Here is a 15,544-nt window from a genome sequence, read left to right on the forward strand (position 1 = left end):
CGGTGGGGATGGCCGCCTTAGCGGCCGTGCTGGTTGATCGTGAGGTGACCCGAAGCCCCGGGCCCGATGGCGGCGGTATTGGCGACGGCTCCGTCGCCGATCGCGCCGGTGTAGTTGCCGCCGCCGATGACCTGGTCGTCTTCTGCGCGGTGCTGCCGGGCAGGCTTGCAGCGCTCGATCAGCGCCAAGGCGAAGGCAGCCGCGTTGCGGGCCGCCAGCGGCTGGCGAGTGCGATCCGCAGATTTCGTCTTGTCGTCGATGAGATCGGAGACGCCGCGTACGACCATGGCGTCCACGCCGCTGCTTCGGGAGGCCGCCGCCATCGCGCCGTAGCCCTCCATCTCGATACCTTGGGTATCGCCGAAGGTTCGCCGAATCAGGGCGGCGGTTTCGGAGCCGGTGCCGGTGACGACCTTGCCGCCGGCCGCTATGGGCCGATGAAAGACCCGGGGCCGCCGTTGATCAGGGTCGAGACGGCCGGTCCAGGTCCGGTCTTCCGCGACTCGGTGGGCTTGCTGGATGAGCATGTGGGAGCAGCGGATGGTGTCGACGCGCGGCTCGAAGCCGCCGTCGGTGTCCTGTCCGGACTCGTAACCGTAGACCTTGGTGGCGGCGATGACATCGCCGATGGAGGAGTCGCGCAGTCCGCCCGCGATTCCGGCGAGCAGCAGTATCTGCGGGTCCCAGACGGCGATCGCGTGTTCGACGGCCGCCGCGGTGTCTTCGTTGCGGCGGCTGGTGAGGGTGAGGACGAGTCTCCAGGCGGTATGGCGACCTTCGAACTCCGTCACCTCGTAGACCGTGCCGCCTTCGAGGTGCTCGGTGATGCGGTGTCCGTCGAGCAGGTCGAGCGCGGCCCGGTGCTCGACGTCCAGCGGGGTGCAGAGGACGGCTGTCGGCAGGTGCTTCATAGGGGTCTCCGTGAATCTCGCAGGTGGGGGGATGGTGGGGTAGGACTGTCGGAAACCCGACAATGCCCAATCTGTGCCGATCGCTATATTGTTCGTTCGACAAGAACTAGGGTCCATCATAGGGTGAGACATGAATTATTGTCAAGTAGTCAAGAAGGGGGCGACGATGGGCGAGGAAACGGCCCCTGCCGTGTTCGTTGCGGCCGACATCGTCATCCTGACGATCCGTCGCGGCGACTTCGAGGTCCTGCTCGTCCGGCGCGGCAAGCCGCCGTTCAAGGGCGAGCTCGCGCTGCCCGGCGGCTTCCTCGAACCGGGCGAGACCGTCGACCAGGCCGCCGGCCGCGAACTGCGCGAGGAGACCGCCCTGTGGGCGAAGGACGCCCGCCTCGAACAGGTCGGCGTCTACTCCGACCCCGACCGCGACCCCCGTCAGCGGGTCGTCTCGGTCGCCTACGCCGCCATGGTCCCCGACCCCCCGGAGGCCGCCGCGGGCGGCGACGCGGCCGACACCCAGTGGATCAGCGTCGAACGTGCCCTGAACGAACCGCTCGCCTTCGACCACCGCCGCATCCTCACCGACGCCGTCGAGCACGCCCGGAGGCAGCTCGAATACACGACCGCCGCCACCGCCTTCTGCCGCGAGGAGTTCACGGTCGCGGAACTGCGCCGCGTCTACGAGATCGTGTGGCAGACCAAGCTCGATCCGGGCAACTTCCACCGCAAGGTCACCCGCATCGAGGGCTTCCTCGAACCCACCGGCGAGACCACCACCCGGGACGGCGGCCGACCCGCCGGGTTGTACAGGGCCGGGACCCGGCGCTGGCTCCAGCTCCCGCTGTCGCGGCCCGACCGGTCCTGAACGACCTGCGCCGGGTGCGCCCGCGTCACCCGTTCGCGGCCCGCTCGTTGATCCGACCGATGACCCGTTCGAGCACCTCTAGCTCCTCGGGCTCGATGAGGTCGAAGAAGTGGTGACGGACGGCCGCCATGTGATCGGGGATGGCGGTCGCCATGACCTGTTCGCCCTTCCCGGTGAGCGCAACGGCCTGACCGCGTCCGTCGGCGGCGACCCCGCGCCGCTCCACCAGCTCGCGCCGGGCCATGCGGGTGACGTGCTTGGAAAGGCGAGCCTTGTCCCAGCCGATGGCGGCCGCCAGGTCGCGGGCCCGCATCTCGCCGCCGGGTACCTGGCGGAGCCGGGCGAGCACCTCGAAGTCGCTGACCGACAGTCCATTGCGAGCCAGGTCCCCGGCGAGGGCCGCCTCCAGGTCGCGCCGCATGGTGACGAACGCCTGCCACGCCCGCTGCTCGCGTTCGCCGAGTGATGCTCCGGAATCCACGGTGACCACCCTAACATCTTAGTTGCCATGGAAACAAAACCGTGCTCTAGTAGTTTCCATGGCAACTAAATCTGAGGAGGACGTCATGGCAACAACCGTCGTCGTAGGAGCGGGACCGACCGGCCTCCTGCTCGCAGGCGACCTGGCCGAAGCGGGCCTCGACATCACCGTCCTCGAAAAGCGCCCCGCCGGGCTGTCCAACCTCTCCCGCGCATTCGGTGTCCACGCCCGCACCATGGAGGTGTTCGACATGCGCGGACTGGCCGACGAGCTGCTTTCCCAAGCTTCTTACAAAATGGACAGGATCGCGGCCTTCGGCAACGCCGAGCTCGACCTGTCCGTGCTGCCCACCGGCTTCCCCTACCTGCTCGTGTGCTCGCAGACCAACATCGAACGGGTCCTGCTCGACCGGCTCGCGAAGCTCGGCGTCGAGATCCGCTACGGCACCGAGGTCACCGCGCTCGCGCAGGACGCAGACGGGGTGTCCGTGACCGCAGCGGGGCCCGACGGGGAGGCCGTCAGGCTCCGCGCCGACCACGCGGTCGGCTGCGACGGCGTCCACTCCACCGTCCGCGACCTGGTCGGACTGCCATACCCCGGCGGTCCTGTCCTCAAGTCGATCATGCTCGCCGACGTCGAGCTGGCCGAGCCGCCCTCGGCACCCACCGTCAACACCAACCGCGACGGCTTCGCCTTCATCGCCCCGTTCGGCGACGGCTTCTGGCGGATCACCGCATGGAACCGCCACGACCAGGCCGACGACGACGCCCCGCTGAGGCTGGAGCAGATCGCCGCCGCCGCCCGGCAGGCCTTCGGCACCGACTACGGGATGCGATCGCCGCGCTGGATCTCCCGCTTCCACTCGGACGAACGGCAAGTGCCCCGATACCGGGTAGGCCGTGTCCTCCTCGCCGGAGACGCCGCCCACTGCCACACCCCGGCCGGCGGGCAGGGCATGAACACCGGGATCCAGGATGCGGCCAACCTCTCGTGGCGGCTCGCCGCCTTCGCCCGCGGCGCCGACCCCGGAATGCTCGACGGCTACCACGCCGAGCGCCACCCCGTCGGCGAGGAGGTGCTGCGCTCCAGCGGTCGCATGGCCCGCATGGCCACGCTCCACTCCCGCCCTGCCGTCGCCCTGCGCAACGCTCTGGCCCCGCTGGTCCTGGGTTCGGCCGGAATCACCCGAAGGGTCGCGATGCAGGTGTCGGGCCTCGGCATCGACTACGGGAGCCGCGCCGGCGAGGCGGCGATCGTCGGCGCCCGCGTGCCGGACCACCGTTTTCCCGACGGCGCCCGGCTCTTCGAGCGCCTGCGGGGCGGCAGGTTCGCCGTCCTCGGCGGCCCCGAGCTGCCCGCGTGGGGTGAGCATGTGGCGTTCCTCCCCGCGACCGGGCGGCGGTCCGAGCCCGTCCTCGTCCGCCCGGACGGCCACGCGGCCTGGTCCGGAGCCCCCGACGGCCTAGAACGAGCGCTCCGAACCTGGTGCGGCACCGCTTGACAGCACCGCTGCCCCCCGGGGGCACCTCGAGCGGCTTCCGGGCGGAGCGCTCGGGAAGCAAGGAGGGGCTCCCGCACGACTGCGGGAGCCCCTCCATCGCGAGTCGGAGCGCCAGTTCACCTGGAAACCCTGGGAGTCACCAGATGACAGCAGTGCCCCCGGTAGGAATCGAACCTACGACACCCGCTTTAGGAGAGCGGTGCTCTATCCACTGAGCTACGGAGGCGACAGCGGTAGAGTCTAGCCCATGGGCCGTCTTGAGATGAAGTCGCATGAATCGGTCTTGCCGCGGTCCGGCCGCGGCGAGTCGCGATGGCCCGTCCGCCGCTCATGAGCCGATCGGAATCCGCCAGGGATTTCTCCACTCCCTCCTGCACGCAGCGGCAATGAGAGGCGATCTTCGAGCGGCTCGATCGCCGCCCTGAGATCCTCGATGCGAGAATCCCGGGGCCTCGTCAGCGGCCGAGCGGGACGATCCTTCGGATCTCGGCGGCTGCGAGGCGCGCGGCCTCGGCCGCGTCGTCGTCCGGCTGCCGCTGCGAGCGCCGCTCCGCATCGACCCGCTGCAGGTACGCCTCCACCTCCTCGGCGCGCCGCTCCTCGTCCCAGCCGAGGACAGCCCCGGCCAGCGAGGCCGCGTCCATCGCCGCTCGGGTGCCCCGGTCGACCGACTCGATCGAGATGCGAAGCCGGCGCGTCAGCACATCGTCCAGATGCAGCGCCCCCTCGGCCCGCACGGCGTAGACCACCTCCGCGCGCAGGTAGTCCCGCGAGCCCGGCAGCGTCCGACCCAGCTGCGGCTGGTCCGAGACCAGCCGCAAGAGCTGCGTCGCCAGGTTCCCATAGCGGCGCAGCAGGTGCTCGACCGTCCGGACCGGCACCTTGAAGCGTTTCGCCAGGGCCGCCCGCCCTGACCAGTAGGCGCCGAAGCCGTCCGCGCCCATGAGCGGAAGCAGGTGCGTGCCGCTAGCCGGCACCTCGCGGTCGAGCCGTTCGGCCGCCCGGTCGACGGCGTCGCGGGCCATCACCCGGTAGGTCGTCAGCTTCCCGCCCGCCACGAAGAACAGGCCCCTCTCCGGCTCGACGACGGCGTGCGTCCGGCTCAGCTTCGAAGTCTCCTCGGTCTCCCCTCGCAGCAGCGGCCGCAGTCCCGCGTAGACGCCCTCCACCTGGCTTATGTCCAGGCGTTTTCGGAGCACCTCGCTGGCCTGCTGGAGGAGGTAGGCGACATCTCCGGCCGAGGCCGCCGGGTGCGCCAGGTCGAGCTTCCAATCGGTGTCGGTGGTTCCGATGATCCAGTGCCCGTCCCACGGTATGACGAACAGGACGCTCCATTTCGTCCTCGTGATGATCCCGGCGTTCCCCTCGATCGCCTCCCGCGGCAGGACGAGGTGGACGCCCTTCGACGCCAGCACCGCCATCCCCGTCCGCTCGGGGAGCAGTGCCGCCAGCTCGTCGCTCCACACCCCGGCCGCGCTGATCACCGTCGACGCCCGGACCCGGTGCCGCTCACCGGACTCCACGTCCGCCACCTCGACCCCGGCGATCCGACCGCGCTCGCGCACGAATCCCAGCGCCTCGACCGACGGCACCACCGCCGCGCCCAGCGCCGCCGCCGTCCTCGCCAGTGTCACCACCAGCCGCGCGTCGTCGACCTGCCCGTCGTAGTACCGGATCGCGCCCCGAACCCCGCCCGAGAGGTCCGGAAAGGCCAGCCTGGTCGCGGCCCTGCCCAGATGGCGGTGCCACGGCATGCCACTACGGCGAGCCTCTCGAGCCGTGAATCGGCCCGAGCCGGAGGCGAGCAGGTCGTACGCCGCCACCCCTGCCCCGTAGTACAGCCGCTCCCACACGTCCTTCAACGGCAACAGGAACGGGACCGGACGCACGAGATGCGGCGCCAGGCGCTCGGTCAGCAGCCCCCGCTCCCGCAGCGCCTCGTGTACCAGGGCCAGGTCCAATTGCTCCAGATACCGCAGCCCGCCGTGCACCAGCTTGCTCGACCGCGACGACGTCCCCGACGCCAGATCCCGAGCCTCCACCAACGCCACCCGCAGACCCCGGCTCGCCGCGTCCACGGCCGCCCCCGCTCCCGTGGCTCCGCCCCCGATCACGACCACGTCGAACGGCTCCGAGCGCAGCCGCTCCAGGTCGGAGCGCCGCCGCTCGGGCGAGAGACGGCCAGACTGCGAACGGGTCCAAGCGGTGGGCGGGCGCATACCGCAACGATACTGGCGTCGTCTTGACCTGGTGATGCATCGGGGATAAGCGCTTTCGGTATCGTATAAGCGTGGACCCTTCCCCCCGATGGAGTCTGCGGCGACTCACCGCGCTCGCCCAGCGCATAGAGGACCGGCTCACCCTTCCGGTGGTGATCGCCGTATGCGCCTCCATACCCGCGGTGTTCCTGACGGTCTGGTCGGACGGCCAGTTCGTCGTGGCCGGAAAGATTCTCGGCTGGGCGGCCGGCGCCGTCCTGTGGGTCGAGACGGTCATCCTGCTGCTCGCCGCCGAGAACAAGCGAAAATGGCTCATGCGCCACAAGTGGCTGCTATGCATCTGCGCGCTCACCTTCGTGAGCCTCGTAGCCGCGGCCGGTGGCGCGCAGATCCTGCGGCTGTTCTATGTCATCGGCTCGATCCGGGTGCTGCGCGCCAAGCGCATCATCACCGCCGCGCAGGTCCTCAACCGCCGCTTCGGGCTCGGCCTGTGGTGGCGTTCGGCCCTGTTCGGCACCGCCGGGATCATCTCCGCGATCTTCGTCGCGGTGGTACTGGCCGACCCGACCTCGGAGTACATCAATCTCGTCTCGTGGTTCGACCACAATCTGCAGATCGTCCCGATCCTCGTGGCCGGCGCCATCCTCGCGTTCTCCACCTGGCTCGTCGTGCGCGGCCGCGCCGAAGCCGAGGAGGAAGAGGAATGAGAGAGGACAGCTCGTCGTTTTCCGATCGGCGAATGATCGATCGGCTTCCATACGCGTTCCGGACCACCGTCGCCGCGTGGGTGGTGGTGCCCGCAGTCGTCATCGAGTTCCTGAACTTTTTCCAGCGCGGCATGCCTTGGAGAGGCGAGGGAATCTGGACCGTCGAGTGGATGGCCATCGGCCTGTTCCTGCTCGGCCCTGTCATATCGGGCTTCGCGGCAGTGGAGACGGCCCGGCTGTTCCGACCGGGATCGGTCCACCAGATCACCGTTTCGCGCCAAAGGCATCGTGCTCTCTGGAATGTCGTCACATGGTGCGGTCTCGCGGTGTGCGCCGTGCATATCGGTTTCACGGCCGCGGGGTTGATAGTTGGCCTGGTACCGAGCTCGGTCGATTGGGCTTCGATGGCCGGAGGTTTGCTGCTGCAATGCCTGGCGATCCTCTGGTACACCGCGATCGGCATGGCGGCGGGACGCGTCATGCCCCCGCTGGTGTCCGGTGTCGTTGCCGCCGTCCTCGGATTCGGTTCGTTCTATGCGCTCGGTTCCTCATACGTCGGCGATGAATTCGCTCTGCTGGACTTCGGCGCCTCCACGGTCTCGAGAATCGGATTGGATTACAACCCGCGATACCTCGGGTTTCAGGCGGCGGTTCTGCTCGTTTCGGCCGTCCTCATGGCGGCGGTGACCCTCTTTCCTCGCGGCAGGGGGGCGCAGGCCCGCTGGGTCGCCGTCGGTGTGAGCGTGACCCTTGCGGTGCTCCTCGGAGTGGCCAATGCGTTTGGGCCAGATCAGCGGTGGGTGGCGGCGCCTCAGCCACCGGACACCTGTGTCGGTGTGGGCGATGCCGATTGGGCCGAGTACTGCGTCTTCGCGGAGCATCGCGGCTATATCGATGAGCTCGACCGAGTGTATCGACCCTTGCGGCAGGCGGCCGTCGAGAACGGTTATGACGCGTTCGTATTTGAGAAGGCCTGGGAACTGAGCCGGACGTACGCGCCCGCCGACGGATCAGTCGCCGGATTCACCTTCGTGCCGTCGATTCATGAGGAAGGCGAGATCGATCCCTACCGCCTGGCGTACGACCTGGTCTACCCCGAGCAATGCGAGGAACTCCATTCGGGCGCTCCGCCGGGGGATGGGTTCTGGACGAGCATGGACCGCCTCAGCTTCACCTGGATCTCGCTGATGGGCATCGACCCTGACCGGTACGCACAGGAATCGTTCACCCAGGGCCGGGCCGAACCGATGACGCCCGAGGAGGCGCAGGCGGTCATGGACGGACTCCAGAACTGCGACTGGACGGATTCGGAATGAGCGGCGGCCTCCCGACGGGAATCGTCTTTCTCGGCGAAGCCGAGGACGTCGAGTAGGGTCGGGGTCGTGGATACCGACGTCATCACCTTGTCCGGCCTGCGTGTGCACGGGCGCCACGGCGTGTTCGACCACGAGCGGGAGGCGGGGCAGGACTTCGTCGTCGATGTCGCTCTGGCGACCTCGATCGCCCAGGCCGCCGCCGCCGACGACCTCCGGCACACCATCGACTACGGCGCCCTCGCCGACGACCTCGCCGACATCGTCGCCGGCGAGCCGTGCAATCTCATCGAGACGCTCGCCGAACGTCTCGCCGCGGCCTGCCTGCGCCGTGAGGGCGTCCAGCGGGCCACCGTCACCGTCCACAAGCCCCAGGCTCCCATCGCGCAGCATTTCGCCGACGTCTCGGTGACCATCGAGCGTGACCGGGACATGACCAGCGGACTTCGCCAAGGGGGAGCCGAATGAGCCGCGTAGTCCTGAGCCTCGGCTCCAACCTCGGCGACCGCGAGGCGAACCTGGCCGCCGCCGTCGAGGCGATCGAGCCCGACGCCGTCTCCGACATCTACGAGACCCTGCCGTGGGGCGGCGACGACGAGCAGCCCGCCTACTACAACCTCACCGCCATCGCCTCCGACCCGGCCAAGGGCCCGGACGAGTGGCTCGAGCTCGCCCAGGACCTGGAGATCGACGCCGGGCGCGTCCGCGACCCCGACCGCCCCTACGGCCCCCGCACCCTCGACGTCGACCTCATCGCCGCCTGGGACGACGACGGCCGGCCCGTCCACCGCGCCGAGCCCCGCCTCGAACTGCCCCACCCGCACGCCCACCTGCGCGCCTTCGTCCTGGTGCCGTGGTACGCGATCGACCGCGAAGCCGAGCTGCCGGGCCGCGGCCGCGTCCGTGAACTGCTCCGCGGCGAAGGCCTCTCCGCCGACGCGCGCGCACTGCGCCGCCTGCACCCGATATGGTCGAGGCATCATGAGTGACGACAAGCACGGCCCCCAGCCGAGCCTGCGGCCGACCACCCCGTCGACCATCGCGGTGAGCGCGCTCGCAGGCGGCGCGCTGACGCTGCTCCTCGTTGCCCGCTACTACCAGCGAGCACCCGACCTCGCCTGGTACAACTCCGCCGCCATCCTCGCGCTCGCAGCGCTGATCGCCTGGATGGCCTGGAACACGAAGAAAACGCTGAACCCGAACGCGCGTACCGGCAGCGCGCGGGCCGACGACCGATCCGAGACCACGGCGCCAACCGGGACCGTCCGCGGGCCCGAGCACGCGCTCCAGATCGCCAGGTTCGCAGTCCTGGCCAAGGCCGCTTCGATAGGCGGCGCGGCCTTCTTCGGCGCCTATCTGGGTTTCACCGTCTGGCTCGCGGTCCAGAGCGACCGACTCCAGGCGGCCTCGGACGACCTGCCGGGGGCGGTGCTCGGCACCGTCGCCTGCGCGGTGCTCGTCACGACTGCCCTGTGGCTGGAGCATTCCTGCCGAATTCCCCCGTCGCAGGAGGACGACGACCGGTCGCCCGGCTAGCTCAATACCCCCGGCACACTCCCCGTACATCCCCGCATGCATTGCGCGTTATGAGGTGCGCCACATGAATATTGACACCCCAAGTCGAAGCGACGATCGCGATTCGACCACATCTAAGGACGTCGTCTCCGATCCACCCGTCGACCGAATGGCCGTCCACGTGGTCTGGGAGATCGGGCTGCTGCTTCTGGCCGGTGGCGTCCTGTTCGCGCTCACGCAGTCCGCGTCCGGACCGTTCGCCGAAGGCTCTTGGAGCGGCCTCATGGCCGCCCTCGCGCCGGCCGTCATGGCCGCCTCCGCCGCGGCCGTCTCACTGCGGCTCGGCGCCGTCAACCTCGCCGTCGGCCCCGTCGCTCTGATGTCGGCGTGGATCTTCATCGACGCCTCCAGCTCCGGCACGGCCGTCGCCCTGGCCATGGGCCTCGGCGTCGCCCTGTTCTCCGGCGTCGTGCTCGCGACGCTGTGCACCTGGCTGCGCGTGCCCGGATGGGCCGCCAGCGGCGCCCTCGGCGGCGCCGTCGGACTCTGGTCGGGCACCGTCGACGACCCGGCCGCGTTCATGCTCTCCGCGCTGCCGAACACCGGCGTCCTCGCGGCCCTCGCCGCGGCCGCCGGCCTGTCGATGTTCCTCGGCCTCGTCGGCGCGTTCGCGGGCGTCCGCGAGCGCCTCGCGCCGATCCGCGACACCCCGCCGGGGGAGCGGCACGGCAAAGGCGTACTCGTCTTCCTCGGCCTGCTGCTGTCCACGTCGCTCGCCGGAGCCGCCGGCGTCATCGCCGTCTGGAGCGGCGTCCCCGAGAACGGCGCGGCCGCGCTGCCCGACCCGATCCTGCTGTCGGTCGTCGCCGTCGGCGCCGCCCTCCTCGGCGGCACCAGCCTGCTCGGCAGGCGCGGCGGAGTCTGCGGCACCGTCTTCGCCGCTACGCTCCTGCTCGCCCTCATGTGGCTGGCCGAAGCACGCGGCTGGGACCTCAACCCCAGCTGGATCGCCCTGGGCGCCATCATCGCCGGATTCCTGGTCACCCGCCTCGTCGAGGCGATGAACGACACCGACGAGGCCGAGCTCGCCTCGTCGAGCCGGGCCGGCGCTGTCGACGACCTGCGCGAGGACGACCCAGCGGTGCCCGACCAGCCCGACGGCGGCTACCAGGAGTACGACGAGGACCTCGCGGCCGTCGGCAGCGGCGGCGACCCGTGGTCCACCACCGGGAGCATGCCGCGCGCCGGCGACGACCCGTTCGGCGCCTCCGGCGTCTTCGACGACCTGCGCGAGCCGAACCCGCGCGACGGCTTCGAGTCGTCCGGCGGCGCTCGATACGATGACGCCGAACGGCGCTTTCTGCGCTGACGCTCCCTACCGAAGTCCGACCCTTCCCTCCGGCACAGAGGAACACACTGATGACCTACGTACCCCCCGAACGCAACGGCGGCGGGGACGACGAACCGCGCGATCAGACCCAGCAGTTCGCCACCGTGCCCAGGCCGCTCCGGCCCGAGGCCCAGCCGGCCTCGACGTTCGCCGCGGACTACGCGGAGCCGGAGGCCACCGGAGCCGACGCCAGGCCGCGGCGCGACCGGATCGTATTCCAGCTCATCTGGGAGACCATCCTCCTGCTGCTCGCCTTGAACGCGCTGTTCATGGTCTACCGCCGGCGCGAGGCGATCTTCGGCGACGAGTTCGGCACCGCGCTCGACGCGGCCGACGCGCACCTTCTGTCGATGTCGCCGCTGCTGCTCGGGGTGCTCGCGCTCGGGCTGTCCCTGCGACTCGGGGCGGTCAACCTCGCAGCGCCCGCGGCGGTCTTCGTGGCGGCCTTCGCGCCGCCGCTCTCGGCGAACCCGTGGATCAACCTCGCCTGGATCGCGGCCGGCGCGGCTGTCGCAGCCCTGCTGTTCTCCCTGCTGGTGCTCGCATTGCGGGTCCCGCCATGGTTCGCGGGACTGGCCTCGGCCTGGCTGATCTGGGCGGGATCGCCGCTGCTCGACCGGTTCTCAGCCGACCTCGAACAGGTGCGGACCTTGCAGTCGCCGGGCGGCCTGTGGATCTTCCTCGGAGTGGCGGCGCTGGCCGTCGGCGGCGGCCTGGTCGGCCTGCTCCCGTCGGTCCGCGACGGCTTCAGCGGTGTCAAGGCCATGGCCGACGGCACCACGGGCCGCGGCGCCTCCCCGGCGCTGCTGCTCGTCGGCGGGACCTTCCTGTCGATGCTGCTGGCAGGCGGTGCGGGATTCATGATGTCGGTCTTCGACCTGCGCAGTCCGGACACGGAGTCGTCGCTCTACTTCGGAGTGTACAGCTTCGACGGTCAGACGGCGATCGGCTTCGAGGTCTTCATGTTCATCGCGGTATTGGCGGCCGGGACGAGCTTGTGGGGCCGCCGCGGCGGTGTGCTCGGCTCGGTGCTGACCACGGTGCTGCTGTGGTCCGGGCTGCTGCTGTGGGGCGAGCTGCGGGCGCCGACCAACGACGAATCGCTGTACACCGACTGGTCGCAGATCCTGTTCGTCGGACTGCTGCTGGTGGCGCTGTTCGTCTCCTTCGGCCTCGACCGCCTCGGTCGGCCGAGGGAGGACGGCGAAGCCGGGGACGCCGAGGACTCGGCCGAGGAGTCGAGCCCGTTCACCCCGAATCCGCCGAGGCTGTTCGACCCGAACGCGGAGCCCTCGACTACACCACGATGACGCGGATGCCGGCCTCCTCGAAGGCCCGCAGCTGGTCCGACGGGGCGTTCCCGTCGGTCACCAAAAAAAGGCGTGGCCGCCGATCTTCGAGCCGTCGGCGATCACCACNGGATCCGGTCGGTCGCGCAGATCCTCGCGAAGGCGTGGCCGCCGATCTTCGAGCCGTCGGCGATCACCACGACCTTCCTGGCCCGCGCCGCCATCAGGGCGTTGATCGCCGCCTCGCCCTCGTGATGACTGGTTGCGCCCAGCTTGATGTCGACCGCGTCGACCCCGAGGAACGCGATGTCGAGCGTGATCTCGCGCAGGATCGGCGCGGCCAGCGGCCCGATGAGCTCGTACGACTGCGGGCGCACCACGCCGCCGACCACCACGACCTTCAGGTGCGGACGCACGATCAGCTCGTTGGCGATGTTCAGCGCGTTCGTCACGATCGTCAGCCCGGTCGACCCGGGCGTCGCGACCAGGTCGGTGCGGGTGGCCAGAGCGCGGGCCACCTCGGTGATCGTCGTCCCGCCGTTGAGCGCGATGACCTGGCCGGGGCTCACCAGCCCGGCGGCGGCGGTGCCGATGCGGTGCTTCTCCTCGACGTGCCGGGCGGTCTTGTACCGCAGCGGCAGGTCGTAGGAGATGCCCCCGGCGACGGCGCCGCCCCTGGTGCGGGTGATCATCTGCTGTTGGGAGAGCTGGTCGAAGTCGCGTCGGATGGTCGCCTGCGAGACGCCGAGGCGGCTCGCCGCGTCCTCCACCGTGATGCGTCCGGTTTCGGCGAGGATCTCCAGCAGGGTGTTCCACCGGGCATAGCGGTCCACGTTACTCCTCGATCAGGTGCGTCGGGCTGCAAGATAGTGTTCGCTTCATGGTCGCACGAGCTCACTGCGTGCGCGTTGTTGGATCGAAGGAGAGCAAGTGGAAGGCGTCATGCTGCCGAACGTGGGCCGGATCGTCACTCCGGAGGGGGTCGTGGCCGGTGCCCTGGTCGTCGAGGGCGACCGCATCGCCGCCGTCGAGGAGCGCGACGGGGAGCCCACCGGCTGGGTCCTGCCCGGCTTCGTCGACATCCACTGCCACGGCGGCGGCGGGCACTCGCTCACTTCCGGCGACGCCGCGTCCGCACGCGGCGCGGCCGCGTTCCACGCCTCCCGCGGCACCACCACGCTCGTGGCCTCCCTCGTCTCCTCCACCCACGAGTTCCTGCTCGAGGCCACCGGGAACCTCGCGCCGCTGGTCGCCGACGGCACGCTCGCCGGAATCCACTACGAGGGCCCCTACATTTCGAAGGCCGAACGCGGCGCCCACGCCGCCGAAGTGCTCCGCGATCCCGACACCGGTGAACTCGGCGAGCTCATCGACGCCGGCGAAGGCGCCGTCAAGATGGTGACCATCGCCCCGGAGCTGCCCGGCGCGATCGAGGCCATCGAGTTCCTCGACTCCAGGGGAGTCGTCCCCTCCATCGGCCACACCGACGCCAGCTTCGAGCAGACCATGGACGGCATCGACGCCGGCGCCCAGTCGGCCACGCACCTGTTCAACGCCATGCGCGGCTTCGACCACCGCGAGCCGGGTCCGATCCCGGCGCTTCTCGCCGACGAGCGCATCTTCTCGGAGATCATCGCCGACACCGCCCACCTCCATCCTGGAACGATGCGCTTCGCCTTCGACGTCTCCCTGCCGGGCTGGACCATCCTCGTATCCGACGCCATGGACGCCGCCGGACTCGCCGACGGCACCTACCGGCTCGGCCGCCACCAGGTCAAGGTTCGGGAAGGCGTCGCGACCGTCGCCGGAACCGACACCATCGCCGGCTCGACCATCACGTTGCTCGACGCCGTCCGCAACGCCGTCAACCTCGCCGGCCAGTCCATGGAGGCCGCCTCCCAGATGGCCTCGGCGACACCGGCCGAACTGCTCGGCCTCCACGAGGTCGGCGCCATCGAGCCGGGCAGACTCGCCGACGCGGTCGTGCTCGACGACGACCTCAATCTCGTCTCCGTCATGCGCCGCGGCGCGTGGCTCCAGGTCTAGAACGGCGCGGTGCCGTACACAGTGGAGGAGCCCGCTCCGATGAGCACGTAGATCAGGCAGATTGTGAAGAACGAGGCGATCCCCAGCACCAGCCCGGTGATCGCCTGGCCCCTGTTCGTCGCCTCGCCCCGGTTGGCGCGGCTCCATCCGACGGCGCCGAAGACGACCGCCAGGACCCCCAGCGGCCAGGTGAAGAAGTTGACCACCGGGATGAACGAGAGGGGGACCGCCACGATGCCGCACACCAGGCCGGCCGTGCCGAGCCCGTTGCGCGGCGGCCGGTCGTGGGGCTTGCCGCCGCCGCTGTTCCTCGGAGGAGGAGGCTCCGGCCAGCCCCCTTGCGGTCCCTGCGTGGTCATGGCAGCCTCCTCAACCGGCGTGTCGGCGCCGTGGCGCCTGGTCCCAGGTCTAGCCCGGGGTGGCACTGGCGCCGAGGATTGCTGCCCAGGCCAGCCAGAACGTGAAGAACGAGACGATTCCAAGGACCAAGCCGGCGATCGCGACGCCCTTGTTCGTCGCCATCCCCTGGTTGGCGCGATACCATCCGACGGCGCCGAAGACGACCGCCAGCACACCGAGCGGCCACGTGCCGAAGTTGACCCCCGGGATGAACGACAGGGCGACCGCGATTATCCCGCACACCAGTGCGGCCACGCCCATGCCGTTGCGTGCTCGCCCGCCGCCGTACGCCGGCGAGGCGGTCGGCATCGCGCCACCCGAATACGCACCGGGTCTGTCGTAGCCGCCCCCGCCGGCCCGGCCCTGCTCGTCGGGGTCTTTGGACGGTCCCATCCGCGGATCCTGCGTGGTCATCGGGTCCTCCTCCTGCGGTGCTGTCGCGCCGAAGTGCTCTTGTCACGGAAGGTAACCCATTCCCGACCGTGATGCGACGGTTCGCCCGGATCGACTGGACTCCCGCTTGGGTGAACCGGCGCAACTCATGCATCCGCGAGCTGGGCTCGGAAAATTTGCGCGTAGGCCTTTACTACCCGTCAGTATGCGAGTAGAAATGAGTTACGGATCCAGACGGACTACCCGGGGACACGGTCTCCGCAGACCGGAAGGATTCGGGCACAGCCGCCGAGCACCCACGTGCGACCTGAGCCGTCGGGAGGCACAGCGGGTCTAGCGCCTAGGAGCAGGACACCGCTTAATAGACTTCACGCTTGGTAACTCGGTCCGGATGTGACAGCAAGTAAGACGAGCGGCCCAGTCGAGGTAGTACACCGACTGGGCCGTATCTATGCGCCCTGACGGCCCTCCGATGCAGCTGTGCGCGAACTCCCTGGGAACTCTCGGCGGCGGCTGCA

15 protein-coding genes, 1 tRNA gene and 1 pseudogene are annotated in these 15,544 nt (G+C 69.8%); 10 read left to right on the forward strand and 7 right to left on the reverse strand.

The genetic code is table 11. The features are described from left to right. Positions 1-17 precede the first annotated feature (17 nt). A complete protein-coding gene (locus L0U85_RS01130) occupies positions 18-911 on the reverse strand; it encodes a hypothetical protein (RefSeq protein WP_241375769.1) in 894 nt (297 codons plus the stop codon). A gap of 166 nt (positions 912-1,077) precedes the next feature. Here L0U85_RS01130 and L0U85_RS01135 point away from each other — a divergent pair, with 166 nt between their 5' ends. Further along, on the forward strand, positions 1,078-1,773 hold the full coding sequence (locus L0U85_RS01135; protein WP_241375770.1) for an NUDIX domain-containing protein: 696 nt from the start codon (positions 1,078-1,080) through the stop codon (positions 1,771-1,773). Positions 1,774-1,798: 25 nt separating this feature from the next. Here L0U85_RS01135 and L0U85_RS01140 read toward each other — a convergent pair whose 3' ends face one another. Beyond that, positions 1,799-2,254: a MarR family winged helix-turn-helix transcriptional regulator gene (locus L0U85_RS01140; RefSeq protein WP_241375771.1), complete on the reverse strand. Its 456-nt coding sequence runs from the start codon at positions 2,252-2,254 to the stop codon at positions 1,799-1,801. 58 nt (positions 2,255-2,312) lie between these two features. On the opposite strand from L0U85_RS01140, the gene L0U85_RS01145 reads away from it, so the two are divergent. Further along, positions 2,313-3,755, forward strand: a complete 1,443-nt coding sequence (locus L0U85_RS01145) for an FAD-dependent oxidoreductase (protein ID WP_241375772.1) — start codon at positions 2,313-2,315, stop codon at positions 3,753-3,755. Positions 3,756-3,908: 153 nt separating this feature from the next. On the opposite strand, the gene L0U85_RS01150 is transcribed toward L0U85_RS01145, so the two are convergent. Both L0U85_RS01150 and L0U85_RS01155 read right to left on the reverse strand, forming a co-directional pair. Further along, positions 3,909-3,981 (reverse strand) — tRNA-Arg (locus L0U85_RS01150). A 229-nt stretch (positions 3,982-4,210) separates the two neighbouring features. Further along, the gene (locus L0U85_RS01155; RefSeq protein WP_241375773.1) at positions 4,211-5,974 is read right to left on the reverse strand and encodes a glycerol-3-phosphate dehydrogenase/oxidase; all 1,764 of its coding nucleotides are present in this window, start codon (positions 5,972-5,974) and stop codon (positions 4,211-4,213) included. A gap of 71 nt (positions 5,975-6,045) precedes the next feature. Here L0U85_RS01155 and L0U85_RS01160 point away from each other — a divergent pair, with 71 nt between their 5' ends. The 7 genes from L0U85_RS01160 (at position 6,046) to L0U85_RS01190 (ending at position 12,209) form a co-directional block, all read left to right on the forward strand. After that, positions 6,046-6,681, forward strand: a complete 636-nt coding sequence (locus L0U85_RS01160) for a hypothetical protein (protein ID WP_241375774.1) — start codon at positions 6,046-6,048, stop codon at positions 6,679-6,681. Next, the gene (locus L0U85_RS01165; RefSeq protein WP_241375775.1) at positions 6,678-7,997 is read left to right on the forward strand and encodes a hypothetical protein; all 1,320 of its coding nucleotides are present in this window, start codon (positions 6,678-6,680) and stop codon (positions 7,995-7,997) included. Before L0U85_RS01160 ends, L0U85_RS01165 begins: the two co-directional genes overlap by 4 nt. A gap of 66 nt (positions 7,998-8,063) precedes the next feature. After that, positions 8,064-8,462, forward strand: a complete 399-nt coding sequence (gene folB / locus L0U85_RS01170) for a dihydroneopterin aldolase (protein ID WP_241375776.1) — start codon at positions 8,064-8,066, stop codon at positions 8,460-8,462. Continuing rightward, positions 8,459-8,983: a 2-amino-4-hydroxy-6-hydroxymethyldihydropteridine diphosphokinase gene (gene folK / locus L0U85_RS01175; protein WP_241375777.1), complete on the forward strand. Its 525-nt coding sequence runs from the start codon at positions 8,459-8,461 to the stop codon at positions 8,981-8,983. Before folB ends, folK begins: the two co-directional genes overlap by 4 nt. Continuing rightward, complete coding sequence (locus L0U85_RS01180; protein WP_241375778.1) at positions 8,976-9,530, forward strand: DUF3180 domain-containing protein; 555 nt, start codon at positions 8,976-8,978, stop codon at positions 9,528-9,530. Before folK ends, L0U85_RS01180 begins: the two co-directional genes overlap by 8 nt. A 64-nt stretch (positions 9,531-9,594) precedes the next feature. Beyond that, positions 9,595-10,878 carry a hypothetical protein gene (locus L0U85_RS01185; RefSeq protein WP_241375779.1) on the forward strand — a complete coding sequence of 428 codons (1,284 nt, stop codon included), beginning with the start codon at positions 9,595-9,597 and terminating at the stop codon, positions 10,876-10,878. Positions 10,879-10,928: 50 nt separating this feature from the next. Continuing rightward, entirely contained in the window at positions 10,929-12,209 is a 1,281-nt protein-coding gene (locus tag L0U85_RS01190; protein WP_241375780.1) for a hypothetical protein, read from the forward strand. A 110-nt stretch (positions 12,210-12,319) separates the two neighbouring features. On the opposite strand, the pseudogene L0U85_RS01195 reads toward L0U85_RS01190, so the two are convergent. Then, a pseudogene (locus tag L0U85_RS01195) lies at positions 12,320-13,021 on the reverse strand (DeoR/GlpR family DNA-binding transcription regulator); the annotation flags it as partial. A gap of 109 nt (positions 13,022-13,130) precedes the next feature. On the opposite strand from L0U85_RS01195, the gene nagA reads away from it, so the two are divergent. Continuing rightward, positions 13,131-14,234, forward strand: a complete 1,104-nt coding sequence (gene nagA, locus L0U85_RS01200) for an N-acetylglucosamine-6-phosphate deacetylase (RefSeq protein ID WP_277605234.1) — start codon at positions 13,131-13,133, stop codon at positions 14,232-14,234. Here nagA and L0U85_RS01205 read toward each other — a convergent pair. Both L0U85_RS01205 and L0U85_RS01210 read right to left on the reverse strand, forming a co-directional pair. Then, on the reverse strand, positions 14,231-14,593 hold the full coding sequence (locus L0U85_RS01205) for a DUF4190 domain-containing protein (RefSeq protein ID WP_241375783.1): 363 nt from the start codon (positions 14,591-14,593) through the stop codon (positions 14,231-14,233). The two genes, nagA and L0U85_RS01205, sit on opposite strands and share 4 nt — an antisense overlap. 49 nt (positions 14,594-14,642) lie before the next feature. Beyond that, entirely contained in the window at positions 14,643-15,047 is a 405-nt protein-coding gene (locus L0U85_RS01210; RefSeq protein WP_241375784.1) for a DUF4190 domain-containing protein, read from the reverse strand. Between the last annotated feature and the right edge of the window lie 497 nt (positions 15,048-15,544).

It is taken from the genome of Glycomyces sp. L485 (assembly GCF_022548875.1).
Taxonomy (GTDB): Bacteria; Actinomycetota; Actinomycetes; order Mycobacteriales; family Micromonosporaceae; genus Glycomyces.